This window comes from Ruegeria sp. BHSB056 (assembly GCF_059613305.1).
Map to the genome: position 1 here is coordinate 1 of NZ_JBXWSG010000048.1, position 26,933 is coordinate 26,933.

Annotated in this window: 28 protein-coding genes; 19 read left to right on the forward strand and 9 right to left on the reverse strand. The window is 57.4% G+C overall.

Going from position 1 to position 26,933, the window contains the following annotated elements:
- From AC2FND_RS12580 to hpaR, 5 genes are all read right to left on the reverse strand, one after another.
- The coding region (locus AC2FND_RS12580) for an ATP-binding cassette domain-containing protein (RefSeq protein WP_496770072.1) at nucleotides 1–347 on the reverse strand (347 nt) is incomplete at its 3' end.
- On the reverse strand, nucleotides 344–1,006 hold the full coding sequence (locus AC2FND_RS12585) for an amino acid ABC transporter permease (protein ID WP_480483377.1): 663 nt from the start codon (nucleotides 1,004–1,006) through the stop codon (nucleotides 344–346). The genes AC2FND_RS12580 and AC2FND_RS12585, both read right to left, overlap by 4 nt.
- A gap of 11 nt (nucleotides 1,007–1,017) precedes the next feature.
- Nucleotides 1,018–1,647 carry an amino acid ABC transporter permease gene (locus tag AC2FND_RS12590; protein WP_480507723.1) on the reverse strand — a complete coding sequence of 210 codons (630 nt, stop codon included), beginning with the start codon at nucleotides 1,645–1,647 and terminating at the stop codon, nucleotides 1,018–1,020.
- A 105-nt stretch (nucleotides 1,648–1,752) separates the two neighbouring features.
- Nucleotides 1,753–2,553, reverse strand: a complete 801-nt coding sequence (locus AC2FND_RS12595) for a transporter substrate-binding domain-containing protein (protein ID WP_496770074.1) — start codon at nucleotides 2,551–2,553, stop codon at nucleotides 1,753–1,755.
- A gap of 276 nt (nucleotides 2,554–2,829) precedes the next feature.
- Nucleotides 2,830–3,270: a homoprotocatechuate degradation operon regulator HpaR gene (gene hpaR / locus AC2FND_RS12600; RefSeq protein ID WP_209507539.1), complete on the reverse strand. Its 441-nt coding sequence runs from the start codon at nucleotides 3,268–3,270 to the stop codon at nucleotides 2,830–2,832.
- A gap of 112 nt (nucleotides 3,271–3,382) precedes the next feature.
- Between hpaR and AC2FND_RS12605 the strand changes: the two genes are divergently transcribed.
- The 6 genes from AC2FND_RS12605 to hpaH are packed head-to-tail and all read left to right on the forward strand — an operon-like array spanning nucleotide 3,383 to nucleotide 9,294.
- Nucleotides 3,383–3,781 carry a 5-carboxymethyl-2-hydroxymuconate Delta-isomerase gene (locus AC2FND_RS12605; RefSeq protein WP_496770076.1) on the forward strand — a complete coding sequence of 133 codons (399 nt, stop codon included), beginning with the start codon at nucleotides 3,383–3,385 and terminating at the stop codon, nucleotides 3,779–3,781.
- A gap of 3 nt (nucleotides 3,782–3,784) precedes the next feature.
- Entirely contained in the window at nucleotides 3,785–5,293 is a 1,509-nt protein-coding gene (gene hpaE / locus AC2FND_RS12610) for a 5-carboxymethyl-2-hydroxymuconate semialdehyde dehydrogenase (protein ID WP_496770077.1), read from the forward strand.
- Nucleotides 5,294–5,347: 54 nt separating this feature from the next.
- The gene (hpaD, locus tag AC2FND_RS12615) at nucleotides 5,348–6,190 is read left to right on the forward strand and encodes a 3,4-dihydroxyphenylacetate 2,3-dioxygenase (RefSeq protein ID WP_209507542.1); all 843 of its coding nucleotides are present in this window, start codon (nucleotides 5,348–5,350) and stop codon (nucleotides 6,188–6,190) included.
- A gap of 58 nt (nucleotides 6,191–6,248) precedes the next feature.
- Nucleotides 6,249–7,646: a pyridoxal phosphate-dependent decarboxylase family protein gene (locus AC2FND_RS12620; protein ID WP_496770078.1), complete on the forward strand. Its 1,398-nt coding sequence runs from the start codon at nucleotides 6,249–6,251 to the stop codon at nucleotides 7,644–7,646.
- The gene (locus tag AC2FND_RS12625) at nucleotides 7,643–8,497 is read left to right on the forward strand and encodes a fumarylacetoacetate hydrolase family protein (RefSeq protein WP_496770080.1); all 855 of its coding nucleotides are present in this window, start codon (nucleotides 7,643–7,645) and stop codon (nucleotides 8,495–8,497) included. The genes AC2FND_RS12620 and AC2FND_RS12625 overlap by 4 nt, the downstream gene beginning before the upstream one ends.
- Nucleotides 8,494–9,294 (forward strand): 2-oxo-hept-4-ene-1,7-dioate hydratase, encoded by an 801-nt coding sequence (hpaH, locus tag AC2FND_RS12630; RefSeq protein WP_496770081.1) that lies wholly within the window; start codon nucleotides 8,494–8,496, stop codon nucleotides 9,292–9,294. The genes AC2FND_RS12625 and hpaH overlap by 4 nt, the downstream gene beginning before the upstream one ends.
- Nucleotides 9,295–9,439: 145 nt before the next feature.
- Here the strand turns inward: hpaH and AC2FND_RS12635 are convergent, their stop codons facing one another.
- Genes AC2FND_RS12635 through paaG form a run of 4 tightly spaced genes read right to left on the reverse strand, consistent with a single transcriptional unit; the run spans nucleotide 9,440 to nucleotide 12,588 of the window.
- Nucleotides 9,440–10,036, reverse strand: a complete 597-nt coding sequence (locus tag AC2FND_RS12635) for a TetR/AcrR family transcriptional regulator (RefSeq protein WP_496770082.1) — start codon at nucleotides 10,034–10,036, stop codon at nucleotides 9,440–9,442.
- Nucleotides 10,037–10,039: 3 nt separating this feature from the next.
- Complete coding sequence (gene paaK, locus AC2FND_RS12640; RefSeq protein ID WP_496770084.1) at nucleotides 10,040–11,350, reverse strand: phenylacetate--CoA ligase PaaK; 1,311 nt, start codon at nucleotides 11,348–11,350, stop codon at nucleotides 10,040–10,042.
- 24 nt (nucleotides 11,351–11,374) lie between these two features.
- Nucleotides 11,375–11,800, reverse strand: coding sequence for a hydroxyphenylacetyl-CoA thioesterase PaaI (paaI, locus tag AC2FND_RS12645; RefSeq protein ID WP_496770105.1), 426 nt, complete (start codon nucleotides 11,798–11,800; stop codon nucleotides 11,375–11,377).
- A 2-nt stretch (nucleotides 11,801–11,802) separates the two neighbouring features.
- Nucleotides 11,803–12,588 carry a 2-(1,2-epoxy-1,2-dihydrophenyl)acetyl-CoA isomerase PaaG gene (paaG, locus tag AC2FND_RS12650; RefSeq protein ID WP_496770085.1) on the reverse strand — a complete coding sequence of 262 codons (786 nt, stop codon included), beginning with the start codon at nucleotides 12,586–12,588 and terminating at the stop codon, nucleotides 11,803–11,805.
- A 103-nt stretch (nucleotides 12,589–12,691) separates the two neighbouring features.
- On the opposite strand from paaG, the gene AC2FND_RS12655 reads away from it, so the two are divergent.
- The 13 genes from AC2FND_RS12655 to AC2FND_RS12715 all read left to right on the forward strand — a co-directional run.
- Entirely contained in the window at nucleotides 12,692–14,725 is a 2,034-nt protein-coding gene (locus tag AC2FND_RS12655; protein WP_496770087.1) for an FAD-dependent oxidoreductase, read from the forward strand.
- Nucleotides 14,726–14,795: 70 nt separating this feature from the next.
- Nucleotides 14,796–15,815: a TRAP transporter substrate-binding protein gene (locus AC2FND_RS12660; protein WP_496770089.1), complete on the forward strand. Its 1,020-nt coding sequence runs from the start codon at nucleotides 14,796–14,798 to the stop codon at nucleotides 15,813–15,815.
- 57 nt (nucleotides 15,816–15,872) lie between these two features.
- Nucleotides 15,873–16,379, forward strand: coding sequence for a TRAP transporter small permease (locus tag AC2FND_RS12665; RefSeq protein ID WP_209507551.1), 507 nt, complete (start codon nucleotides 15,873–15,875; stop codon nucleotides 16,377–16,379).
- Nucleotides 16,376–17,728 (forward strand): TRAP transporter large permease, encoded by a 1,353-nt coding sequence (locus AC2FND_RS12670; protein WP_496770091.1) that lies wholly within the window; start codon nucleotides 16,376–16,378, stop codon nucleotides 17,726–17,728. Before AC2FND_RS12665 ends, AC2FND_RS12670 begins: the two co-directional genes overlap by 4 nt.
- Nucleotides 17,728–18,915 (forward strand): cytochrome P450, encoded by a 1,188-nt coding sequence (locus tag AC2FND_RS12675; protein ID WP_496770092.1) that lies wholly within the window; start codon nucleotides 17,728–17,730, stop codon nucleotides 18,913–18,915. Before AC2FND_RS12670 ends, AC2FND_RS12675 begins: the two co-directional genes overlap by 1 nt.
- Before the next feature lie 119 nt (nucleotides 18,916–19,034).
- Nucleotides 19,035–21,065: a phenylacetic acid degradation bifunctional protein PaaZ gene (paaZ, locus tag AC2FND_RS12680; RefSeq protein ID WP_496770094.1), complete on the forward strand. Its 2,031-nt coding sequence runs from the start codon at nucleotides 19,035–19,037 to the stop codon at nucleotides 21,063–21,065.
- A 62-nt stretch (nucleotides 21,066–21,127) separates the two neighbouring features.
- Complete coding sequence (locus tag AC2FND_RS12685) at nucleotides 21,128–21,943, forward strand: PaaX family transcriptional regulator C-terminal domain-containing protein (protein WP_496770096.1); 816 nt, start codon at nucleotides 21,128–21,130, stop codon at nucleotides 21,941–21,943.
- Between the two features lie 191 nt (nucleotides 21,944–22,134).
- Nucleotides 22,135–23,337: a 3-oxoadipyl-CoA thiolase gene (gene pcaF / locus AC2FND_RS12690; protein WP_496770098.1), complete on the forward strand. Its 1,203-nt coding sequence runs from the start codon at nucleotides 22,135–22,137 to the stop codon at nucleotides 23,335–23,337.
- A gap of 15 nt (nucleotides 23,338–23,352) precedes the next feature.
- On the forward strand, nucleotides 23,353–24,330 hold the full coding sequence (gene paaA / locus AC2FND_RS12695) for a 1,2-phenylacetyl-CoA epoxidase subunit PaaA (protein ID WP_496770100.1): 978 nt from the start codon (nucleotides 23,353–23,355) through the stop codon (nucleotides 24,328–24,330).
- A 23-nt stretch (nucleotides 24,331–24,353) separates the two neighbouring features.
- Nucleotides 24,354–24,638, forward strand: coding sequence for a 1,2-phenylacetyl-CoA epoxidase subunit PaaB (gene paaB / locus AC2FND_RS12700; RefSeq protein WP_209507558.1), 285 nt, complete (start codon nucleotides 24,354–24,356; stop codon nucleotides 24,636–24,638).
- The gene (gene paaC, locus AC2FND_RS12705) at nucleotides 24,638–25,396 is read left to right on the forward strand and encodes a 1,2-phenylacetyl-CoA epoxidase subunit PaaC (protein WP_480476987.1); all 759 of its coding nucleotides are present in this window, start codon (nucleotides 24,638–24,640) and stop codon (nucleotides 25,394–25,396) included. The genes paaB and paaC overlap by 1 nt, the downstream gene beginning before the upstream one ends.
- A 6-nt stretch (nucleotides 25,397–25,402) precedes the next feature.
- Nucleotides 25,403–25,861, forward strand: coding sequence for a 1,2-phenylacetyl-CoA epoxidase subunit PaaD (gene paaD, locus AC2FND_RS12710; RefSeq protein ID WP_209507560.1), 459 nt, complete (start codon nucleotides 25,403–25,405; stop codon nucleotides 25,859–25,861).
- Nucleotides 25,862–25,874: 13 nt separating this feature from the next.
- A partial coding sequence (locus tag AC2FND_RS12715; RefSeq protein ID WP_496770103.1) for a 2Fe-2S iron-sulfur cluster-binding protein occupies nucleotides 25,875–26,933 on the forward strand: 1,059 nt, incomplete at its 3' end.

Below are 26,933 nucleotides of genomic sequence, written 5' to 3' on the forward strand. Positions count from 1 at the left end.
ATGTCACGCGCCTCGTCCCTCGACTTGCCTTTGACAATCTTCGGGGCCAACGCAACGTTTTCCAGTGCGGTCAGATGCGGAAAGCTGTTCCATTGCTGGAACACCATCCCCAGCTTTGTGCGCAGCTTGTTGATGTCGGTGCCTTTTGCATGAACATCAATGCCATCAACCTTGACCGATCCCTGCTGGATCGGTTCCAGTCCGTTGATGCAATAGAGAAGGGTCGATTTGCCGGAGCCTGACGCACCGATCACCGACAGAACTTCTCCTTTCTGCACATCCAGATCGATGCCTTTCAGCACATGCAGCGATCCGAAATATTTGTGCAGGTCGCGAATTTCGATCATTGGGCCCACCTTTTTTCTAGCGACGCGGAATACCGCGAAATCGGATAGCTGAGCGCGAAATAGAACGCGCCAGCGATTGTCAGGATCAGGAATGGTTCCTGCGTGCGGGTGATCAGGATCTGGCTGGCTTTCAGCAGCTCAACATAGCCCAGAACCGAGACCAGCGCGCTGTCTTTCATCACACCCAGCGCGACCCCGACCCATGCAGGGAACACCGCGCGCCCACCAATCGGGAAGACAACATATCGCAGATCCTGCCAATAGGTCATGCCCAGGCTGCGCGCGGCGCGGCGCATCGGATCACCAACGGCTTCAATCCCGCCGCGCGCCACATTCGCAACCAGTGCTGCCGTATAGATGGACAGGATCACCACGCCTGAAGCAAACGGGTCCAGATTGAGCCCGACAATAGGTGCAAAGTTATAAAACAGCACCAGCTGGATGATCAGAGGGACCGACCGGAAAATATCCAGAACCGGAGCCAACGTCAGGGTCGCTGCCAGTTTGCCCTCGTACAGAAGCCAACCGCACACCACGCCAAAAACCGTTCCAATGGAAATCGAAAGCACTGAAATCCAGAGCGTTCGCAGCGCGGCTTCGCCCAGAAACCACAGATCGTTGATGTTGAAGCCGCTGAAAAAGCTGACAGTGGGTTGCATCTGTGCCTCCTTCAATAGCGGAAAAGCCGGGACGCCAGCAGGCGCGAGGCAAGCAGGATGATTTTGACGATCACGTAATAAATGAACGCGGTGACGGCAAAATATTCAAAGATGCGGAAAGTGCGCGAGGCAAAGAACTGCGTCTCGCCCGACAGTTCCCGGAAGCCGACCAGCATGCCCAGCGAGGACATCAAAACAGCCCAGACCATCTGGTTCGTGATCGGATGATAGACAATGCGAAACACCTGTGGGATCACGACGCGTGTGTAGGCCTGCCACGCGGTCATGCCCAGCGATCGCGACGCGCGTAACTGTGTCTCGGGGACGGCCTGAAAGCCGCCGCGAAAGTTTTCAGCCAGATAACCGGCGCAATTGAATGTCAGTCCGGCCAGCACGATGAAGTACGGCGACAGATGCAGGCCAAAGGCACCAAGCCCGAAGCCGAAAAAAAATAGCTGGAACAACGCCGGAGTATTACGCGCCAGTTCGACCCAGGCTGAGGCAAACCAGTAAAGCGGTCCTTTCACGTGTAGCCGCGTCAGCGCCAGACAAAGCCCGATGACAATGCCGAGGACCATTGCCAGCACGGCAACCTGTATCGTCAGCAGCGATGCTTCAAGCAGGTCCGGCAGGCTTTTCATCACCGGCCGCCAATGGAAGTTATAGTCGAACACGGGTGTTCCTCGCACAATCTACCGGTCCTTTCGCCCGAAGAGAACCGGGCGAAAGGTTGGTAGGGTAAAGGATCAGTACATTACGCCGGGAATGCGCAGCTCGGGGGCTTCGCCACCGACATATTTACCCCAATGCTCCTGATAGCGGCCCGAACGCACCTGGTGGGTCACGAACAGGTTCAGGAAGTTCAGCCAAGTGACATCTTCACGCTTGCCGACAACCGAAGTGTAGTCGGTGGTCCATGGCATACGAGGACCGGCAACAACAGTGTCATATTGCTGGGTAATCGGCAGCACGGCAGTGTTTGTGGTAATGCCAATATCGGCCTTGCCCTGAGCCACCGCCAGGAACACCTCATTCTCGGATTGATAGCCTTGGTAATTGCCTTCTTCACCCCATTCGGCGGCGATCTTCAGCCATTCCTGCTCGGGTACGGTGCCGATCGCGGCAGCCACGCGCTTGCCGCGGATATCCTCGAAGGTTTCAATACCGCTTTCCGCGTTCACCACACCCTGCGCATAATAGATGGCGTAAGGAATGGTAAAGCCCACGGTCCGCGCCCGTTCGAGGCTGTCCGAGGTTGCTCCGAACACAACGTCTGCGCGTCCGGTGACGATCACTGGCAGGCGTTCTGCCCAGGTCAGCGGCAGGATTTCGGCGTCAACTTCAAGGGCGGCGGCCAGATCATTGCAGTATTCCACGTCAAAACCCGCCGGTTCGTTGTTGGCGTCGCGATATCCGATCGGCGGAAAGTCCAACACTACACCGCAGCGCAATGTCCCGCGGTCAACGACATCGTCCAGCGTGTCCGCCATCGCAGGAACCGTGGAGATAGTGGTGAGGGCCGCCAGTGCGGCGAGTTTCTTGAGCATGTGATCCTCCCTGAATCAATCGGTATGCGGAGAAATAACGGATATTGTATCCAACATCCAGTATTCTTTTTTGACCTCTACAACCTTCTTGTGGTGACAAGGACATCCTGGAGTGGTGATGGTCTTGAAAAGACTGACTTACCGCGCCCGTAAGGGGTGCGTTATCGTCGTGAGGCGAATTTCAGCCAGTAAGACCGCCTGACACTTCCAATCAAGCGGTAATTGGGTTCCCTACAGAGAACCGCATTGGCGACCACTGAGGTCAAGTGCGCTGGTTCAGGTTCTGACGGCCTGCAATTCTTCGAGCAGATCCAGAAGTTGATCCAACTTTTCCTGTCCCATTTGTGCCTCGATGTTGCCGGTGATCGCAAGCGAAGCCGCTAGGTTGTCCGTAAGAATAGATCGGCCTGCATTGGTGATCGTGACCATGGTGCGACGTTTGTCATCACTATCCCGACGGCGTGAAATCTGGCCTTCGGCCTCCATCGTTCGCAGGATGCGCGTCACACTAGGAAGAAGCAGACATGCCTCGTGAGCGATTGTGCTTTGCTCCACTTCTCCAAGCTCATCTAGCACACGCAAGACGCGCCATTTCTGTTCGGTCAGATGAATGCTTTGCAGCATATCCCGGATCGGGGACATGACGGTTTCCCGCGCGCGCAACAGTGCGATTGGAAGGGAGCGGGCGGTGCTTTTGATGTGGCTTTGCGTGGTCATGCGGTTTTCTAGAATGCTGCAATGGCAATTGCAAAGATTAACAAGGCAATCTCTTGACGTGCGGCTTTGAGGATAGTAAACATGTTAACTAAATACGCAGAAGGGGAAGGCTATGCCGCATTTCCACGTCGAGTATTCCGGCAATCTGGAAGACAAGATCGACATGGACGGTCTGTGCGAATGCATACGGGCCACCGCTGCAGGGGTTGATGCGTTTCCTATGGCCGGAATTCGTGTTCGGGCTACGCGGGTTGATCACTATGCCATCGCTGACGGCAACCCGGCGCACGGGTTTGTCGATATCTCGATCCGCCTGAGAGCGGGCCGGCCTAAGGATGTCAAACGGGACGCCACGCAGCGCATTTTTGAGGCGGTTGAGGCCTATCTGTCCCCCGCCTTCGCCGGACATTCTATCGCTCTCTCGCTTGAGATGCGTGACATTGACCCAGACCTTTCGCCCAAGACCGGCACGATCCGGGACCATTTGGGCGCGACCAACCAGGAGACCTGATCCATGAGCGCACTGGGTACGAATATCGAGAAGCTGGCGGGCTTTCTGGTCCGGTTTAAGGAAACCGGCATCAAAAACCGGATCGCTGGCGAAGATCGCGACGGTTCCGCAGGGGTGTTCCAATCCACATCTCCCGTCGACAAGTCGGTGATCTGCGATGTCGCCCATGGCACTGCCGAGGATATCGACGCTGCCGCCAATGCCGCTCATGCCGCATTTGCCGATTGGCGTGACATGCCTGCCACCGAGCGCCGCCGCATCTTGCTGAACGTTGCCGATGCGATCGAGACCCGTGCCGAGGAAATCGCGCTGTGTGAATGCTGGGACACGGGCCAGACCCTGCGCTTTATGTCCAAGGCCGCACTGCGGGGGGCCGAGAACTTCCGGTATTTCGCGGATCAGGTGGTCCAGGCGCGGGACGGTCAGCACCTGAAGTCGCCGACCCTGATGAACATCACCACGCGCGTTCCGATTGGTCCGGTGGGCGTGATCACGCCGTGGAACACGCCGTTCATGCTGTCGACATGGAAGATCGCGCCAGCTTTGGCCGCCGGGTGCACCGTGGTTCACAAACCGGCCGAAGATTCTCCGCTGTCCGCTCGCCTGCTGGTGGAGATCGCCGAACAGGCCGGGCTGCCCAAGGGGGTTTTGAACACCGTGAACGGGTTCGGCCCCGATGCGGGTAAAGCGTTGACGGAACATCCGTTGATCAAGGCGATTGCCTTTGTCGGTGAAAGCCGCACCGGCAGCCTTATCACCAAGCAAGGTGCCGATACGCTCAAGCGGATGCATCTGGAACTGGGCGGCAAGAACCCGGTTATCGTGTTCGACGACGCCGATCTCGACCGGGCGCTGGATGCGGTGATCTTCATGATCTACTCGATCAATGGTGAGCGCTGCACGTCATCCTCGCGCCTGCTGGTGCAGGACACTATCAAGGACGCGTTCGAGGCCAGGCTGATCGAACGGGTCAACACCATCAAGGTCGGCCATCCGCTGGATCCTGCGACCGAGATCGGGCCCCTGGTGACCGAGGAGCACTATAACAAGGTGACCTCCTATTTTGACATCGCCAAGGAAGACGGTGCGACTGTCGCTGCCGGAGGTGTCAAGGTGGGCGACACAGGGTATTTCATTCGCCCAACCCTGTTTACCGATGCCAATAACCAGATGCGTATCGCGCGCGAAGAGATATTCGGCCCGGTTCTGACCTCGATCCCGTTCTCGACCGAGGACGAGGCGTTGCAGATCGCCAACGACACACCATACGGTCTGACCGGCTATGTCTGGACCAATGACCTGACCCGCGCCTTGCGGTTAACCGACAAGCTTGAAGCCGGGATGATTTGGGTGAACTCGGAAAACGTCCGCCACCTGCCCACACCGTTCGGTGGCGTCAAGGCATCCGGTATCGGCCGCGACGGCGGCGACTGGAGTTTCGAGTTCTACATGGAACAAAAGCATATCGGATTCGCAACTGGCCAACACAAAATCATGCAATTGGGCAAGTGAAACCGGCATGAGGCCGCGGTACGCTGACGTCGGTACACACGAGGAGGAACTGTCATGGGAAAGATCGTACAAGCCGCAAAGATCACGCATGTGCCAAGTATCTGGATGTCCCACACGATGCCGAAATATAAGGGCATCCGGCAGTCTGCCATTGATGGGTATGCGCGCCTGCGCCAGGACGCGATAGATCGCGAGGTCGAGACCTTTCTTGTGTTCGACACCCATTGGATCACTAATCAGGGATTTCACCTGAATACCAAAGAGCACCACAAAGGTCGCTTCATCAGTCATGAACTGCCGCACATGCTGGCGGATATGGAGTTTGATTATCGCGGCGATCATGCTTTGGGCGAAACCATTCTTGATGTTTTGCGCGAGCGCGGCGAGCGGGCACTTGGCCATTCGCACCCCGATATGGGAATGGAGTACGGCACACTGTTGCCTATGCATTTCATTAACGATGGATTGAATGCCAGGGTTTTGCCCGTTGCAGTCAACCAGTTCTCGTCGATCCAGGAAAACCGCGTCTGGGGCGAGGCCATTGCCGAAGGTATCCGGCGTTCCGACCGGAACGTTTCCATACTGGCATCCGGCTCACTCAGCCATGATTTCACACCGAATGAACGCTCAGTTGAAGGGCTCAATGCGGTGAACGGAGAATTTAATCGCCAGATGGATATGCGTGTTCTGGAGCTTTGGGAACAGGGAAGGTTTGAAGAATTTCTTGAGATGCTTCCGGACTATGCAAAGAAATGTACAGGCGAATGTGCAATGAATGACACCGCTTTGCTGTTTGGAGCACTGGGTTGGGGCAGCTACAAGGGTGAGATCGACATCTACACCCCGTATTTCGGCAGCTCTGGCACTGGTCAGGCAAATGTCAGCTTTTCGGTTTGAACCGGACAATCGAACACTAAGATTCAGTGGCGATCCCGTCACAAAGGAAAGTCAATAAATGAACTGGGACGCGTTTTCGCATTGGGGTCAGCACATCTCGAAATGGGCGGCCGACTATCACAGAACTCTTGCCGAGCGCCCTGTTCGCGCACAGACAAAACCAGGACAAATCGCTGCCCAGCTAATGGTATCGCCCCCCGAGAGTGGCGAGCCGATGGAAGCCATCATGGCCGATTTCGAACGGATTGTGATGCCGGGTATTACACATTGGCAACATCCCCGGTTCTTTGCCTATTTCCCGGCCAACGCAGCGCCCCCGTCGATGCTGGCTGAAATGCTGGTGACCACAATCGCGGCGCAATGCATGTTGTGGCAGACCTCGCCAGCTGCGACCGAGGTCGAAGGTGTCATGGTCGATTGGCTGCGGCAGGCGCTTGGGTTGCCCGAAGGTATGACCGGAGTTATTCAGGACAGTGCATCATCCGCCACGTTGTCGGCCGTTCTGACCATGCGGGAACGGGCCACAGGGTTTACCGGTAACCGCGAAGGCCTGAACGCCAAGGGCGCACTGCGCATCTACTGCTCGGATCAGGTGCATTCATCGATTGATCGGGCTTGCTGGGTTGCGGGGATCGGTCAGGACAATCTGGTGAAACTTCCTACAGGTGGTCCGACCTTTGCGATTGATACTGGGGCTCTTGATACCGCAATTCAGGGTGACATCGCCGCCGGACATATTCCCGCCGGTATCATTGCAATCACGGGCGGTACTGGTGTCGGGGCCTGCGATGATCTGGTAGCGGTCGCTGAGATTGCGCAAAAATATGACCTCTACACACATCTTGACGCGGCCTGGGCGGGGTCGGCGATGATCTGCCCTGAGTTTCGAGAGGCCCTTTGGCCGGGAGTGGACCGTTACGACAGCATTGTCTTCAACCCACATAAATGGATGGGGGCGCAGTTCGATTGCGCGATCCAGTTTCTGCGCGACGCCGCGCCACAGCTCAACACGCTTAAGATCGAACCGGAATACCTCAAGACCACCGGGGCTGAGGTGACGAATTATTCAGAATGGACCATCCCCCTGGGTCGACGGTTCCGGGCACTAAAGATCTGGTTCTTGTTGCGCTCTTATGGTCTCGACGGGTTGCGGGACCGTATTCGAAACCATGTACTTTGGGCCAATGAAGTTGCAGAAAAGATCGGTGCGATCGAGGGGTTTGAGATCACCACCGGCCCGATCCTAAGCCTGTTTTCCTTTCGCTGTCCGGGGGATGACGCCGCGCAGCAGCGGCTGGTGGATGCGTTGAATGACGATGGCCGAATTTACCTGACGCAAGGCATGTTCGATGGCCGCAAGATCATCCGCTTTCAGGTCGGGCAATTCGATACAACGCGCGATGACGTGCTGATGGCGGCGGATGTCATCCGAGATGTCTGGGAGAGCCTGCTATGAAGTTCGCGACGTTCAGTGCTGCAGGGGATACCTTCTTTGGCGCGATCACCGATGATGGCGCGATCGCTCTGAATGGTGATTTCCCCGAGTTTTCCAGCCTGTATGAGGTCATCGCTGCTGGTGCGTTTGGCCGGTTGGCTGCGGTGGCCGAGGGCAAGCCTGAGACCCATTCGGATTTCACCTATGAAATGGTGATGCCAGATGCCCGCCGCATCCTGTGCGTCGGCGTGAACTTCCCGGACAGGAATGCGGAATACAAGGATGGCAGCGCGCAGCCGGAAAATATGTCGCTGTTCCCGCGCTTTGCCAGCGGCTTTACCGGCCACAACCGCCCGCTGATCCGCCCGCCGGAAAACCACACGCTGGATTACGAGGGCGAAGTGGCCATTGTGATCGGCAAGGCGGGCCGCCGGATTTCGCAGGACGAAGCCTATGACCACATCGCCGCTTTGACGCTGTGCAACGAAGGCACGATCCGCGATTGGGTGCGCCATGCCAAGTTCAACGTGACTCAGGGCAAGAACTGGGACAATTCAGGGTCGATCGGCCCGTGGCTGGTGCCCTTCACCGATCCGGCGCAATTAGATGACGCCCGCATTCAGACCCGCGTCAATGGTGAATTGCGCCAGGACGACACCCTTGACCGCATGATGTTCCCGATCCGACGCGAGATCGAGTATATCTCGACCTTCATGACGCTGAAACCGGGTGACATTATCGTAACCGGTACTCCTACGGGAGCGGGTGCGCGCTTTGACCCGCCAAAATATCTTGCACCGGGTGACGTGGTCGAGGTTTCCGTCGAAGGTATCGGCACCCTGCGCAACACGGTCGAGGATGAGAAGGTATGACGCCGGCAGAGCACGCCCGCGCGGCAGCCGACCTGCTCCAGGCCGAACGCACCGGCGACCAGATCGGTCTGCTGAGCCTGCGCCACCCCCAGATGGGTATGGACGACGCCTATGAGGTGCAGAACGCCATCTATCGCCAGAAGCTGGCTGAGGGTCGCAGGGTCATCGGGTGGAAAATCGGTCTGACATCGAAAGCGATGCAATATGCGCTGAACATCGATATTCCCGACAGCGGCATCCTGTTTGATGATATGGCGTTTGAAAACGGTGGTACGGTCCCTGCGGGCCGATTCATCCAGCCCCGGATCGAGGCGGAAATTGCCTTTGTCATGAAATCCGCCGTTGGTGGCGAGAATGTGAGCCGCGACGTTATCATATCCGCCACCGATTACGTCGCGCCAGCGATTGAAATTCTGGACACACGTATTCAGCGTCAGGACCCCGAGACTGGCAAGGTTCGAACCGTCTTTGACACGATCAGCGACAATGCCGCCAATGCGGGTATTGTGCTGGGCTCCGAGCGCCATGCGATCGACGCGTTCGACCTGCGCTGGGTTGGCGCCTTGACTTTCCGCAACGGTGAGATTGAGGAAACCGGCCTAGGGGCCGGCGTATTGAATGATCCTGTCGAAAGTGTTGTCTGGCTGGCCCGGCGCATGGCGCAATATGGTCAAAGTATTGAACCCGGGCAGGTTATTTTGTCTGGCAGTTTTATCCGTCCTGTCGAGTGCCCCCCGGGCACAGAAATTCACACGGATTTCGGGCCGTTCGGCGCGGTCGATATCAACTTTGCCTGAAAGGCTGTCTCTCGGAACGCCGTCAGGACAGCATTGAAGGCTGGAAGCCTGCTGATCGGATGTTGTGTGACCCTGCCGGCCTGTCCCGAGATCTTGAATATCGCGCCTGACAAAGCCCGGGTGTCGTTTTGCCAGAGGAGACAACCTAAAGCTTTTGCACACCATGCATGGTCAGGGTGCTCACCAGATCGGCATAATCCTCGCGGGCTTTGGTGCCTGCGCCGGTGTTCCACATGTAATACCAGTTCAACATGCCAAAGACTGACATCGTCGCACCGCGAAGCTTGTCCTTGGCGCCGTCAAAGGATCTGGGCGACATTTCCAGAAGTATGTCGCGTACAAAGTTCACCAGATCAAGCTGATAGCCCCGCAGACGTTTTTGCTGTTCTTCGGTCAATGCGCTCATGCCGCTGATCTGAACCCGGTGCTCGTCATCTGCACCTTGATAGGCAAAAAGGATCTCGCGCACTGCTTTGCGCAGTTTCTGTTCGGGGTTAAGGCCGTCCAGATCAACATTGCAAATCCGGTCCCGCAACTCACGCAGGTACGTTTCAAGGATGTCATACAGGATGGCATCCTTGCTGTCATAGTAGTGATATATGTTTGCTTTCGATATCCCGCATTCTTTGGCCAAAAGGGTCATCGAAGCACGGTCAAATCCCTGGTCGGCAAACACTTTTGCCGCCATCTTCAGGATCTGTTCCCGCTTTTGGTCGTGGTCTTTGGCAATTGTCCGGGCCACGGCTCAGTCCTTATCGCGATTGTCTACAACGCGCTTCGCCTTGCCCTGAGAGCGTTCGACGTCGCCGGGGTCACCTACTACAATTTCGGTTGAAACGCCAACGACGTCCTTGATCCGCTTGGTCAGCATCCGTGCAGCGGCTGTTTTCGACAGCTCGTCGGTGGAATCTGGGGAAGATTCAACAAAGACCCGCATGGCGTCCATGCGACCGGATTTGTAGAGCTCGATCTGGTAATAGGGGGCAAGACCGCCCGTTGCCATGACCTGTTCCTCGATCTGGCTGGGGAAGACGTTGACGCCGCGCAGGATCATCATGTCGTCACTGCGGCCGGTGATCTTTGCCATCCGGCGCATGGACCGCGCCGTCCCTGGCAGCAGGCATGTCAGATCGCGTGTGCGATAGCGGATCATCGGCAACCCTTCTTTGGTCAGTGTCGTGAACACCAATTCTCCGGTTTCACCATCGGGCAGGATTTCTCCGGTCGCCGGGTCGATGATTTCCGGCAGGAAGTGATCCTCCCAGATTACAGGCCCGTCTTTGGTTTCAACGCATTCATTGGCTACTCCGGGGCCCATGATCTCGGACAGGCCATAGATATCGACGGCGTGCATGTCGAAGGCTGCCTCGACCTCGGCCCGCATCGCGTCAGTCCAGGGTTCGGCACCAAAAACGCCAACCTTCAACGAGCTCTCACGTGGGTCGAGACCCGCCTTGCGGAACTGTTCAAGGATATTGAGCATGTAGGAGGGTGTAACCATGATACCGTCAGGACGGAAATCGTTGATCAGGTTGACCTGCTTTTCGGTCTGCCCGCCCGACATCGGGACGACGGTCGCGCCAAGGCGTTCGATCCCGTAATGGGCACCTAGCCCACCGGTGAACAGCCCATAGCCGTAGGCATTGTGCACCATGTCGCCCTTGCGCAGCCCAGACGCGCGAAGAGACCGCGCGCCAAGATCAGCCCAATTGTCGATGTCATTCTTTGTGTAGCCAACCACCGTCGGTTTGCCTGTCGTGCCGGAGGAAGCATGCAGACGAATTATCTCGCTGCGCGGGACTGCAAACAAGCCAAACGGATAGTTGTCGCGCAGATCGTTTTTATACGTGAACGGAAATTTCGACAGATCTGAAAGCTGCTGAAGATCGTCAGGATGCACGCCAGCCTCGTCAAAGCGCTGTTTGTACATCGGAACGTTTTCATAAGCATGACGCAAGGACCACTTCAGACGCTCAAGCTGTGTGGCGCGAATTTCGTCGATCGAGGCGATTTCGATCGGGTCAAGGTCCGCTTTGTTGGGGGAAAGGTCTTTCATCGCGTAACTCCTCCAGTCACGAAACTATTCTTGAAAATTCTGGCCGCCAATGGTGCGGGACATGCCGCGAAACTCAGCGATCAGAGTATTGTCTTGATTGATGACGCGGACGTCGTAGATGCCGCTGCGACCGGACAGGTTCACTTCTGTCGCGGTGGCAGTCAGGCGGTCACCCTTCCGTCCCGGTGCAAGATAGCTGACCATCGTATGCTGCGCTACAGTTGCAACATTCCGGCTGTTGCAGGCAAAGGCAAAAGCACTGTCAGCAAGAGCGTGCGTGACGCCGCCATGGCAAATACCGTGTCCGTTACAGTGATGCGGCGCAACAGTCAGCGACAGGACAGCGCGCCCTTCATCGACCTCGACAAGCTCCATCCCGAACCATTTACTGGCTTCGTCATTGGCCCACATCGCTGCCGCGGATTTTTGGGCGCGTTCTTTTGGGGTCATCATTATCTTCCCTGAAAATGCGGTGCGCGTTTTTCGAGGAAACTGGACACGCCTTCGGCGTAATCAGCACTTTCCCCGCAGGTTTTCATTGCGTCCGCTTCAATTTCAAGCTGATCGGACAAGGATGTGGTGGCTGCTGTTTGAATGCACTGCTTGGTCAGACCCAAGCCAAGGGTGGGGCCGTTGGCGAGTCGCGTGGCAAGAGCGCGTGCTTCGGTCATCAGCTGATCATCGGGAAACGCCTTCCAGATCAACCCCCAGTCTTCGGCCTGTTTGGCGGTTAGGGGCATTGCTGTCAGGGCCAGCCCCTTAGCGCGCGCCTCGCCCAACAACCGGGGCAAGTGCCAGCTGCCGCCTGTGTCCGGAATCAGCCCGACCTTGGAAAAGCTTTGAATGAACTTTGCGCTTTCCCCGGCCAAAACCATGTCGCAGGCCAGTGCAAGGTTTGCGCCCGCGCCCGCGGCCACGCCGTTTACGGCACAAACGACCGGGAAATTCAAAGACCGGATCAGTCGAACCAGAGGAGCATAGAAAGTGCGTACAGTTTTGCCCAGGTCGGGCGGGCCATCCATTTTCGAGGGATCGCGGTCTCCAAGGTCCTGACCCGCACAAAAACCGCGCCCTGCGCCGGTCAGCAAAATCGCGCGGGCATCATTTTCGCGCGCGCTCTTCAGCGCGTCGTGAAGGGCAAGATGCATCTCCTCATTGAACGAGTTCAGCTTGTCGGGGCGGTTCAGGGTTATTTCAACCCAGTTTCCGTGATTATGTACAAGGATCGTATCGCTCATGGCTGTCTCATCTGTTCCCGTGACAACTTAATCATTGCATTAACCGAACGGTTGGTCAATATATAAACCCGAACCGAATCTGGACTGATCAAAGGGATTGCAAATGCCGCAACCGTCGCTGGTGAGTGTTGACTTTAAGGGCGACGTGGCCTGGGTCACGGTCGACAACCCGCCGGTGAACGCAACCTCGACGGGCGTTCGGCAGGGTCTGGCCGACGCGGTCGATGCAGTTCAGAAAGCTCGGGTTGCCGTCCTGTGCTGCGCCGGTCGGACATTCATCGCGGGCGGTGATATGTCCGAGTTTGACGCGGCTCCGGTTGAGCCGCATTTGCCTGATGTTGTTCAGAAAATCGAAGACAGTAATGTGCCGTTTATCGCCTGTATGCACGGCAACGTGTTGGGTGGCGGGTTTGAAATTGCCATGGCCTGCGCGTGGCGGATCGCAGCGCCGGGCACCTGCTTTGGGCTGCCGGAAGTCAATGTGGGCCTGATCCCGGGGGCGGGGGGCACGCAGCGATTGCCGCGCCTTGTTGGAATGGAAGCGGCGGTCGACATCGCCTGTTCGGGTAAAATCCTGAAAGCCGAAGAAATGGCCATTCTCGGGGGAATTGACCTGATTGCCGATAACCCAATGTCGGCTGTTCTGGATTTTGTCGCCAACCTGCCAAAGCGCCCGGCACCTGTCAGTCAACGGCCCGTCGGTGAATTCGCGTCTGACCTTCTGGAGACGAGCCTTCAGGTTTTGAAAAAACGCGCCAGGGGTCAGCAATCACCGCTGGAAAACCTAACTGCGCTCAGCTGGTCGTCCGAACCCTTTGCTGTCGCACAGCCGAAAGAGCGTGCGCGCCATCTGGCACTGCGTCAAAGCCCTGAAAGCCGCGCCCTGCGATACGCCTTTTTTGCCGAGCGCCAGGTGGCCAGACCTTCGTTGATCGCAGGTGTCACCCCGCGCGATATCAGCCGGATCGCAGTTGTCGGTGGCGGGTTGATGGGGGCAGGGATCGCGACCGCTGCTCTGAATGGCGGTCTTTCGGTCACTCTGATCGAGAGGGATCCGGAAGCAGCGACCGCAGCCCATGATCGGGTTGAGGGGCTGTTAAAGGGGGCAGTTAAGCGGGGCAAGATGTCCGAAGCACAGCTGCAGGAACGCCTTGCCGCGTTTTGCGCCGTGGACAGCTACTCCGAAGCTGCCGACGTTCAGTTGGCTATTGAGGCTGTGTTTGAAGACTTGTCAGTCAAGCAACAGGTTTTTGCAGAATTGGCCCGCCATATGCAGCGTGACGCGATTCTGGCTACGAACACGTCTTACCTGAGCCCGGTCGAGATTTTCGCGGGTATCGAAAATCAATCCCGGTGCATTGGCCTGCACTTCTTCAGCCCTGCCCATGTCATGAAGCTGTTGGAAGTCGTGCATATGCCGCAAACTTCGCCCGAAGTTGTCGCCACAGGGTTTGCGCTCGGAAAAAGGCTTCGCAAGGTTTCTGTCCTGTCGGGCATCTGCGATGGTTTTATCGGCAACCGGATGTTGGCTGCGTATCGGCGCGAGGCCGATTATTTACTGGCAGATGGAGCGTTGCCTTATCAGGTGGATCAGGCAATGCGAGCTTTCGGGATGCCCATGGGGCCTTACGAGCTGCAGGATCTGACCGGCCTCCAAATTGCCTGGGCCAACCGAAAACGCAATGCCGCAACCCGCGACCCGAACGAACGTTATGTGACGATTGCTGACCAGCTTTGTGAGATGGGTCGTCTTGGCCAACGCACGGGCAAAGGATGGTATCGCTATGAAGCGGGTCATCGCGAACCAATCCGCGATCCCGAAGTGGAGGCGTTGATCGAGTCCCACTCGGCGGATCAGGGCATAACGCGGCGGGCATACGCGCAGGACGAAATCGTGTCGCGCATCTTGGCGGTGCTGGCCAACGAGGGCGCGTTGATCATTCAGCAGGGGATCGCCGAGTCCGCGGAAGCCGTCGATATGGTTCAAATTCACGGCTACGGCTTTCCGCGCTGGCGCGGCGGGCCGATGAACTATTGCAAGGAAATCGGAGCCAACACGTCGCACGCAATGATGGAAACCGTAGCCAAGGAAAGCCCCGGTTCATGGCGCGTCGCGGGCTGTCTTGGAGACAATTAACAAGTTGATGGTTACAAAAGTGACCATTAACGCATTCTTGACTCATGTTTCACAGGGAGGAGACAGAACTATGAAATTCACAAGGTTGAGCACACTTCTTGCCTCAGCTGCACTGGCCGTTTCAGGTACAGTGGCGCTTGCAGCAGACTATACGCTGACCATTTCCAGCTGGGCCCCGCCGACCCATGGCATCAATGCCAAGATGTGGCCGAAATTCGTCGAGATGATCGAAGAGGCCACCGGTGGTCAGGTCACCGCCGAGCTGAAGTTGGGCCTTGCCCCGCCCCCCGCGCAGATGGACCTGATCATGGATGGCGCCGCTGATGCCTCGATCATATTCCACGGCTATCAGCCGGGTCGGTTTGTCACCACCAAGATGATCGAACTGCCCGGATATGAAGGCTCGGCCGAGGCTGCGTCGGTCGCATATTGGCGCGCATATGACACACATTTGAAGGCGGCGGATGAACACCGTGGCGTGAAAGTGATCGCCTTGCACACGCATGGTCCGGCTCAGCTGCATTCCAGCAGCCCGGTGACGTCTCTGGACGAAGTCTCGGGTCTCAAGGTTCGCATCCCTGGCGGTGTTGGTGGTGACGTGGGCACGGCGCTGGGTGCAACCGGTATCCAAGTTCCTGCACCGAAAGTGTATGAAACCCTGGCCTCCAAGGCCGCAGATGGCGTCGTCATGCCCTTTGAATCCCGTAAAGGTTTCAAGCTGACGGAAGTGGCGCAGAACGTTTATGAGGTCCCTGGCGGCCTGTATCGCGGTTCGTTTGCCTTTATTATGAACGAGGACACCTTTGCTGACCTGCCCGCCGATCTGCAGGCAGCGCTGGAAGAAAACGTCTTCGGGGAACCGCTGAGCCGCGAGATTGGCAAAATCTGGGATGAGATCGATGCGATCGGCCGCGAAGAGACCGAAGGCACCGAAGGCAACGCGATTCATGCAGCATCCGCTGAAGATCTGGAAAAGTTCAATGCAATTGCTGTGGATGTACGTGCCAAAGTTATCGACGAAGTCAATGGCACAGGCATCGACGCCCAGGCAGCCTATGACATGATCGTAAATGAAATGGCTGCGCAATAACGCAGTCTGGCTGGCGGACGCGATCCGCCAGCCGATTTCACCCGCTGGGGACCCGTTATGCAATCTCTCGTGACCTTTGCGCGTCGCGTCAGTATCGTGCCAACGCTGCTGGCCTGTGCCGCGCTGTTCATCCTGATGGTGATGACCTTCTTTGATGTCATCCTACGTTCTGTTTTTAATGCCCCGATCGAGGCGGCCACGGAACTGACCCGGATCCTGATGGCCGTCCTCGTGTTCTCGGTCTTGCCGATGATCTCAGCAGGCAAGGGTCAAATCGCTGTGGATCTGACGGATGGGCTGTTTTCACGCCTGCGGTTAAGTCGGGTACGTGATGCGATTGTATATCTGTTCTCTGGCATTATGCTTTTTTGGCCGATTCAGCGTGTTTGGGTATTGGCTGAACGTGCGCGGGATTACGGGGACGTCACGGAATATCTTTCGATCCCAGTCTTCTATGTAGGCTGGTTCATCTCGGGGTTCATAGCGATCACCGCTGTTGCAATGATCATCACCGGCTTCTTGCACTTCTTTGCCCCCCATACCTTGTCGGAGCACCCCCAATGACCGCTGCGCTGATCGGTTTTGTTCTTGTTCTTGTTCTTGTGCTGGTGCGCTTGCCTATCGTGTTTGCAATGGGATTGGTCGGAACGCTTGGCTTTGCCTATGAACGCGGCGGCAGCATTCTGTCCGAGCGCGGGTTAAAGGCCGCGATGTCGATGGTGGGTCGTCAGATCACCGACACCGCGCAGGATTACGGTCTGTCGGTCGTCCCGCTGTTTATCCTTATGGGCTTGTTCGTGAATAAAGGTGGGCTTGCGCGCGAGCTTTACGCAGTTTCAAACGCTTTTCTGGGCCATTTCCGGGGCGGTATCGCCATGGCGACGGTTGCGGCATGCGGAGGCTTTTCAGCCATTTGCGGCTCGTCTCTGGCAACGGCGGCCACCATGTCCAAGGTCGCAATGCCGGAAATGCGCCGCTATGGCTATTCCGACGAGCTGTCGACGGCATCGATTGCAGCGGGCGGCACACTTGGTATCCTTATTCCGCCGTCGGTGATCCTGGTTATTTACGGGCTGCTGACCGAAACCTCGATTGGGAAACTTTTCGTTGCGGGTATCATTCCCGGTCTGCTTGGCATTCTGTTCTACCTGCTCGCCGTCAGATGGACCGTCGCGCGCAAACCCGAGTCGGGACCGGCGGGTGAACGTCACGGCTGGTCCGAGCGTTTGTCGGCGGTGCGCTCAGTCTGGGCCGTCTTGCTGCTGTTCTTTCTGGTTATTGGCGGATTGTACGGAGCTTTCGATTTTCATCCGCTGAACCTGACCTTCAGCCCGACCGAGGCGGCAGGCATGGGCGCAATGGGCGCTTTCCTGATCGCTCTGTCACGAGGTGGGCTTACTTTGGGGTCGACGTTTGAGGTGCTGAAGGAAACCACCTATACCGCAGCGGCATTGTTCTCGGTTCTGATCGGGGCACAGATCTTTTCGAATTTCATCAACCTTGCCGGTCTGCCCGAAGCGCTCATCGCATTGGTTACGGCCTATGACGTGGAACCTTTTGTGGTGATCCTGATGATCCTTGGGATCTATGTCATTCTCGGATGTGTCTTTGAATCCCTGTCGATGCTGCTGCTTACGGTTCCGATCTTTTTCCCGTTGGTCACATCGTTGGGGTATGATCCGATCTGGTTCGGCATTGTTGTGGTTGTCGTGACCGAGATCAGCCTGATCACTCCACCCGTCGGCTTGAATGTCTTCATTCTGAAAGGCGTGGTCGGAGATGTGTCAACAGGAACAATCTTTAAGGGTGTCACTCCGTTCTGGGTGGCGGATATCTTCCGGCTGGCTCTGATCGTTCTGGTGCCATGGTTGGTGTTGGTTCTGCCTGAACAAATGGGGGCGATGGGGCACTGATGTTCTCTCTGACCGCGCTTCCAGACGGGTTTCACACAGATCCCTATCCTGCCTACGCTGCGCTGCGCGAAGATGCACCCGTCTGCTGGCAACGTGACGGATCGGTTATCCTGTCCCGATACGAGGATCTGGACCTTGTTTACCGGGACACGTCGCGATTCATATCGGACAAGAAAGCGGTATTTGGTCCCAAATTCGGGGTCGACAGCCCCTTGTATGAACACCACACCACCAGTTTGGTGTTTAATGACCCGCCGCTGCATACCCGTGTTCGCAAGGTGATGGTCGGCGCGATGAACCCGCGCGCGTTGGCGCAAATGGAACCGGGTCTGATCCAGCTTGTCGATGGGCTGCTGGACGAGATGCTGGTCAAGGGCAACGTCGAACTGATCGAGGATTTTGCCGGAGCAATCCCGATCGAGATCATCGGCAATCTGCTGGGTATACCACGATCCGAACGCGGGCCACTGCGCGATTGGTCTCTGGCCATTCTTGGAGCGTTGGAGCCGCAATTGACGCCAGAGCAGGAAGAGTGGGGTAACCGCTCGGTCTCGGATTTCAAGGACTTCCTGCGGCATATCATCGAGGATCGCCGCGCCAACCCCGGGGACCCGGCAACGGATGTCCTGACCCGGCTGATGCAGGACGACACGGATGGTGGCCTGACCGAGGTCGAGCTGTATCAGAACTGCATTTTCATCCTGAATGCGGGTCACGAGACCACAACAAACCTGATCGGCAACGCATTGGACCTGTTGGACCGGCACCGCGACAAGCGGGCGGAGTTGCTGGCCGACCCGGATCTGATCGGTTCGGCCGTGGACGAGTTTCTGCGGCTGGAAAGCCCGAACCAGTTCGGCAATCGCCTGACCACCGTTGATGTAACGTTCCACGGTCAGTCCATTCCGGCTGGTACTGATGTTCATCTGTGTATCGGTGCGGCCAACCGTGATCCACGGCAGTTTGACCAGCCCGACGAGATGATCTTGGACAGACGCCCCAACAAGCATCACGCCTTTGCCGGAGGGCCTCATACCTGCGTTGGTCTGACTCTCGCGCGTCTGGAGGGCCGGGTGGCCGTGGGTCGGTTCTTGGCCCGTTTTCCAGACTATCGCATCACCGACGGCGCCGAACGGGGCGGGCGTATCCGGTTTCGGGGGTTTGCACGATTACCCGCGCGGGTCTGAGAAATCCGGCGAGGGAAATTTACTCGGTAATTGATTGACCGACCGTACGGTTTAAAATATGATTTCGCGAGACCGGCTTGTGGCAGCGCGGGGATCGCGACAAAGATGAGGAGACGCTCATGACTATCCAACAGATTTCCAGCTTTGCAGCCGGTGAGTGGGTTTCGCCCGGCGAGGGTGCCCGCGCGATAGCTAGCGCTGTGACCGGCGAGGTTATCGCCACAGCGGGTAACAATGCTTTGGATGTCCAGGGGATGTTGGACTATGCGCGCAATGTCGGGGGGGCGGCACTGCGCAAAATGACGTTCCATGAACGGGCCAAAATGCTCAAGGCGCTGTCCGTCCATTTGGGTCAGCACAAGCAGGCGATGTATGATTTGTCTTTCAACACCGGTGCCACGCAATCGGATCATATGATTGATATCGACGGCGGCATCGGAACGATGTTTGTCTTTGCCGCAAAAGGCCGTCGTGAAATGCCGGACGGACATGTCTATCTGGATGGCGATGTCGAGCAGTTGTCGCGAAACGGCACTTTCCTGGGGCAGCACATCTGCACCCCGCTGCAAGGTGTGGCAGTTCATATCAACGCGTTCAATTTTCCGGTTTGGGGGATGCTGGAAAAGCTTGCCCCAACTCTTCTGGCGGGCGTTCCGGCGATTGTAAAACCCGCCACAAGCTCGTGTTATGTGACCGAGCTGTGTGTCAGGTTGATGCTTGAGTCCGGCATCTTGCCAGCGGGTGCATTGCAGTTGGTCTCGGGTGGTTTGGGTGACATGCTGGACCGTCTGACCATGCAGGACGTGGTCAGCTTTACCGGATCCGCCGATACGGCCCTGAAACTGCGCTCCAACCCGGTGATCCTTGAGAACTCGGTACGGTTTGTTGCGGAACAGGACAGCCTGAACTGTTCGATCCTTGGCCCCGATGCCGCGCCGGGCACGCCGGAATTTGACCTCTTCGTGAAGGAAGTCCAGCGCGAGATGACCACGAAGGCAGGGCAGAAATGCACCGCAATCCGTCGGATCATCGCACCCGAACCGCAGGTACAGGCGGTAATCGAGGCGCTGTCGGCACGACTGGCGAAAACGGTCATTGGCGACCCAAAGCTGGAAACCACCCGTATGGGTGCGTTGGTTTCGAACGGTCAGAAGCGTGATGTTCTGGAGAAGACCGCTATCCTTGGGCAAGAGGCCGAGCGTGTCTTCGGCAACCCCGATGATTTTGTGGTTGAGGGCGCTGATGCCGAAAAGGGTGCGTTCCTGCCGCCCATGCTCTTCCACTGCGCCAATCCTGACGCGGCGCAGCGCGTGCACGACACCGAAGCCTTTGGTCCGGTCAGCACAGTGATGGGGTATCGCGATCTTGACCATGCCATAGAACTGGCGAACCGGGGGCAGGGCTCTCTGGTGGCATCGGTGATCACCCATGATCCCGAGGTGGCGCGACAGGTTGCCATGGGATCAGGGGCTTATCATGGGCGTCTGTATTTCAACAACCGTGACTCGATGAAGGAATCCACTGGTCATGGCTCACCTCTGCCGCACATGGTTCATGGCGGTCCAGGACGCGCCGGTGGCGGCGAAGAAATGGGCGGGGTGCGGGGTGTGAAACACTATATGCAGCGCACCGCCATTCAGGGTTCGCCCGATCTGCTGACAGCGATTGGCCGGAAATGGGTGCCTGGCGCGACCGAAGTCGAAGGTGCTGCTCATCCCTTTACCCGTCGGTTTCACGATCTGTCGATTGGCGAGACCCTTCACACGGCGCCGAGAACCATCACCATGGAGGACATTGAACACTTCGCCAATTTCACCGGTGATACCTTCTATGCGCATATGGATCAGGCAGCGGCGGAACGTAACCCGTTCTTCCCGGGCCGGGTAGCACATGGGTACTTGCTGTTGTCTTTCGCAGCCGGATTGTTCGTCGAACCGAACGAGGGGCCGGTTTTGGCAAATACCGGTCTTGACGGGCTGCGTTTCATGAAACCGGTCGAGGCTGGCGACACCATCAAGGTGCGTTTGACGGTCAAGCACAAGACCAAGCGCAATGATGACTACGGCGAGGTTCGCTGGCACGTTACCCTGACACAGCAGGATGATGACCTGGTCGCAGAATATGAGTTGCTGACCATGGTTGCCTACTAGGCACAAGTGCAGGTGCGCAGGGGCTGGATGGCAATTCCCTCCGGCCCGATTATACTGTGCTTATGAAAGATACGGCTCCAGAATGGTTCGAAACCTGCGTCAGCCAGTTGACCACAACTGGCACGCAACGTGTGTGGTCAGTGCTGGTCACGATTTTCGGTGATCTGGCCCAGAGCGGGTCTGACCAGGTTAGCGGCGCGCTGATCACAGCGCTGACCAACCTTGCTGGGATCAAGGCCGAAGCCACGCGTGTTGCGCTGCACAGGCTGCGCAAGGAAGGCTGGATCGAAAGTACGCGGGTCGGGCGAAACAGCGTTCACAGACTGACTGAATTTGGCCGCAGTCAAAGCGCCGCCGCCGCCCCGCGCATCTATTCCCGCGAGACGAATACGCCAGAAATCTGGCATATGCTTATCGCCAGCAACTCGGAATGTTCGCGAAAAGAGCTGGCAGATCTGATGCTGACCGGAGATTATATTTCAGTTAACCCCACAACAGCCATGTCGGCAGGCCCCGTCCCCGAGAACCTTGAAGAACTGCTGGGTGTTGAAAGCAGCGCCATTTCAGTTCCACGCTGGCTGTGCGACCTTTGTGGCCCTGAACCGTTGAAGTCAGCCTATGATCAGTTCTTGCACTCCATTCAGATCACCGAGCAACTGTTGCCTGTCGATGGCGTCGGCGATCCGCTGAAAATAGCGGTGCTGCGCGTATTGATTGTGCATGGGTGGCGTCGTTTGGTTCTACGCCATCCATCCCTGCCCCCGGCCTTTTTGCCTGCTGATTGGAAAGGCACGGAGTGTCGCGCGGCGGTGTCCCGATTGCTGGGACAATTGCCCAAACCGGATCTTGCCAAACTGGAATCTGCGGTGGGTTGTTAACTCTTTTCTTGCCGTGTCCGGGGATGGCGCTCTTGGGCGTTGGAAGACGGATGTGAAAGAAGTGCCATTTAATGTTACAGAAAGCTGACAGAAGCGATTACATGGTAACATAATGCTTGCGCCGAATCGATTGAGCATTTATTAACCGACCAGACGGTTAATGACTTGTGTTCCAATGGGAGACCCAATTGATGGACGCCTTCATCTGCGACGCAACCCGCACCCCGATTGGGCGATATGGTGGTGCGCTTTCATCGGTTCGCACGGATGATCTGGCGGCTATCCCGCTAGCGGCCCTGATGGCGCGCAACCCGCAAGTCGACTGGACCAGTGTGGATGACGTCATTTTTGGCGATGCCAACCAGGCAGGAGAGAGCAATCGCAACGTTGCCCGGATGGCGGCACTGCTTGCCGGATTGCCGACGGACGTGCCGGGAACAACGATAAACCGCTTGTGCGCCAGTGGTATGGATGCCGTCGGAATGGCGGCGCGTGGTATCAAGGCAGGCGATTATGATCTAGCTGTTGCGGGTGGCGTGGAAAGCATGTCGCGCGCACCGTTTGTAATGCCCAAAGCGACGTCGGCGTTTACGCGCAGCAATGCGGTTTACGACACCACGATTGGCTGGCGCTTTGTGAACCCAAGGCTAAAGCAGCAGTATGGCGTCGATTCCATGCCGCAAACGGCTGACAATGTCGCCGAAGATTATGGGATCAGCCGTAAAGACCAGGACGCCTTTGCCGCGCGCAGCCAGGCGAGATGGGCTGCGGCCCACGCGGCAGGCGTGTTCCACGAGGAAATCACACCGGTTACGATTCCACAGCGCAAGGGCGATCCGATTGTTGTCGATACGGATGAACATCCTCGCCCGGGAACCACAGCGGAGAAACTCTCGGGCCTCAAGGGTGTGAACGGGCCGGACAAAACAGTGACCGCAGGGAACGCCTCGGGTGTGAATGATGGTGCAGCCGCGATCCTGATGGCGAACGAAGCGGCAGCGACAAAAAACGGCCTGACCCCGATTGCCCGTGTGGTTGGCATGTCCGTCGCGGGCGTCGAGCCGCGGGTCATGGGTATTGGTCCGGTTCCTGCCAGTCGAAAGGTTTTGGCACGCGCCGGGCTGAGCATCGACCAGATGGATGTGATCGAGTTGAACGAAGCTTTCGCGTCGCAAGGTCTGGCTACACTGCGAGAGTTGGGCCTGCCCGATGACGCCGCCCATGTGAACCCGAATGGCGGTGCAATCGCCCTTGGTCATCCATTGGGAATGAGCGGCGCTCGACTTGTGTTGACCGCAGCGTACCAACTGAAACGCACCAAAGGGCGCTATGCGCTTTGCACAATGTGCGTCGGCGTCGGGCAAGGCGCTGCACTTATTCTTGAACGCGTGTAACGGAGGAGACGGGACATGTATGCTCAGATGGTAGAATCCGAGGCGTCAAACGATGATCCTGAAAAGCTTGCTGAATTTCAGGCGCGGATCGACGCGGATATCAAGATTGAACCCAAGGACTGGATGCCTCAGGGGTATCGCAAGACGCTGATCCGCCAGATCGGACAGCACGCGCATTCCGAGATCGTCGGGCAATTGCCCGAAGGGAACTGGATCACACGTGCACCGACGCTTCAACGCAAGGCGATCCTTCTGGCCAAGGTGCAGGATGAAGCCGGCCATGGGCTCTACCTGTATTGTGCGGCCGAAACACTGGGTGTCAGCCGCGATGAGATCACCGAGATGCTACTGGACGGTCGCATGAAATACTCGTCGATCTTCAATTACCCGACGCTGAACTGGGCGGATATCGGCGCGGTCGGATGGCTGGTCGATGGCGCTGCCATCATGAATCAAGTGCCGCTGCAAAGAACGTCTTACGGGCCGTACTCACGCGCCATGATCCGCATCTGCAAGGAAGAAAGCTTCCATCAGCGCCAAGGTTATGACGCGATCCGCAAAATGGCCGAAGGCACGCCCGAGCAGCGCAAGATGGCGCAGGATGCGATGAATCGCTTCTGGTACCCGTCGTTGATGATGTTTGGACCGTCCGACAAGGATTCCGTCCACTCCGCGCAGTCGATGGCCTGGAAGATCAAGATCAACACCAATGATGAGCTGCGCCAGAAATTCGTCGACCAGACCGTCCCACAGGCCGAATATCTGGGACTGACAATCCCCGACCCGAACCTGAAGTGGAACGAAGAGCGCGGGCACTACGATTTCGCAGAGCCGGATTGGTCGGAATTCTTCGATGTGATCAAGGGCAACGGTCCCTGCAACGTCGACCGACTGGCGGCGCGCAACAAGGCCTGGGATGACGGCAAATGGGTGCGCGACGGGCTGTTGGCCCATGCGCGCAAGAAACAGGCCGGCAATCTGGCCGCCGAATAAGCTTACCCTGAGGAGGAAACCCGATGAATACCGAATGGCCCCTGTGGGAAATCTTCATCCGCGGTCAACATGGGATGAGCCACCGACATGTCGGCTCGCTGCATGCCCCGGACGCGGAAATGGCGATCAAGAATGCACGCGATGTTTACACCCGCCGCAACGAAGGCGTGTCGATTTGGGTGGTAGAAGCCAACAACATCTCGGCCTCGTCGCCCAGCGACAAAGGCCCGTTGTATGAACCCAGCGAAAGCAAAGTGTACCGCCACCCGACCTTTTTCGACATCCCCGAAGAAGTGGGGGCGATGTGATGACCCGCGACGAAGCGTTTCAGCAGTTCCTGCTGCGGATGGGGGACAATACCCTGATCCTGGGCCATCGCGTCAGTGAATGGTGCGGCCACGCGCCAGTGTTGGAGGAGGATATTGCACTGGCCAACACAGCGCTGGACCTGATTGGGCAGACCCAGATGTGGCTTGGCCTTGCCGGCGAGATAGGTGGCGGCAAAACCGCCGATGATCTGGCATTTCTGCGCGACGCGTGGGATTTCCGCAATGTGTTGCTGGTCGAGGTTCCGAATGGTGATTTCGGCCGCACCCTGATGCGCCAGTTCCTGTTCGATGCCTGGCATTCGATCATGCTCGGCCGTCTTCTGACATCCTCTGACGATCGTGTCGCCGCGATTGCTGCCAAAGCCAGCAAGGAAGTCGCCTATCATCTGGAGCGTTCGGCAGAAACGGTCGTAGGTCTGGGTGATGGAACCGAAGAAAGCCACACCCGGATGCAGGCGGCGCTGGATTACCTCTGGCCCTATGTGGGCGAGATGTTTGTCAGCGACGACATCGACGCTCAGATTGCTGCGGCCGGGATTGCGCCGAACCCGGCCGATCTGCGCGAAGAATATGATGCGCTGGTCAAACGGGTTCTGGCCAAGGCGACATTGACCCTTCCGGAAAGCCGATTTGCCCATAAAGGCGGGCGGGACGGGCGCATGCATACCGAACATCTGGGCCATCTGCTGACGCAGATGCAGTGGCTGCAGCGCGCCTATCCCGGTGCAAGCTGGTAAAAGCGGATGCGGGTGTCGACTGACCAGATATGGAGCTGGCTGGATGCCGTGCCCGATCCCGAAATCCCGGTTATTTCCGTCGTGGATTTGGGCATTGTGCGCGATGTGCGCTGGGACGCTGACACTCTGGTCGTAACCGTCACGCCAACCTATTCCGGTTGCCCGGCGACATCCATCATCAGTATGGATATCGAAACCGCCCTGCGCGATCACGGCATCGGAGATCTGCGCATAGAAACCTGCATCTCACCAGCCTGGACAACTGATTGGCTGAGCGAAAAAGGTCGCGCCAAGCTGGAAGAGTTTGGCATCGCCCCGCCACAACCGGCGGGCGGGCCAGAGCGTTGCCCGCATTGCGGCAGTAAAGCGGTTGAAAAGGTCAGCCAATTCGGCTCGACCCCGTGCAAGGCCCATTGGCGCTGCACTGACTGCCTGGAACCCTTTGACTATTTCAAGTGCATCTGAGGAGGAGCACCGGATGGCACGTTTTCATGACCTGAAAGTCACCGACATCCACAAAACCATCCGCGATGCGGTTGTCGTGACGCTTGAACCCGTCAACGGCGCGGCGGATCAATTCGATTTCACGGCAGGCCAGTACCTGACGTTTCGCCGCGACTTTGACGGAGAAGAGCTGCGCCGGTCCTACTCCATTTGTGCGGGCAAGGATGACGGGGTACTGCAAGTCGGGATCAAACGTGTCGACGGCGGCGCGTTCTCCAGTTGGGCCAATTCCGAGCTTAACGTCGGGGACGTTGTGCAGGCGATGCCACCGATGGGCAGCTTTCACACTCCGATCGATGCGAATGCAGAAAAACAATACCTTGGCTTCGCTGGCGGCTCTGGCATCACGCCGGTTCTGTCGATCCTGAAGACAACACTGACCCGCGAACCCAAGTCCCGCTTTACGCTGATCTACGCCAACAAGGGCATCAACACGATCATGTTCCGCGAGGAGCTGGAAGACCTGAAGAACCTCTATATGGGCCGCCTGAACGTCATCCACATTCTGGAAACCGACGCGCAGGAGATTGACCTGTTCACCGGTCTGGTAACGCAGGAAAAATGCGCTGACCTGTTCGAACATTGGCTCGATATTCAGAACGTGGACACAGCCTTTATCTGCGGTCCCGAGCCGATGATGCTGGGGATTGCTGCCGCGCTACGCGCGCATGGTCTTGACGACAGGCAGATCAAGTTTGAACTCTTTGCCAGCGCTCAGCCGGGCCGGGCCAAACGCAAGGAAGGTGCGGCAGATGCGGGTACGCAGGCGAACCAAACCAGCGCATCAATCACTCTTGATGGGTCCACTCAGACGATAACTCTGCCCAAGGACCAGTCCATTCTGGACGCAGCCTTGGAAAATGCCATGGACGCCCCATACGCCTGCAAGGCCGGTGTCTGTTCAACCTGCCGTTGCCGCGTTCTGGAAGGCGAGGTCGAGATGCTCGCCAATCACGCGCTAGAGGATTACGAGGTTGAAAAAGGCTATGTGCTGAGCTGTCAGGCCTATCCGGTCACCGACCGCGTGGTCGTG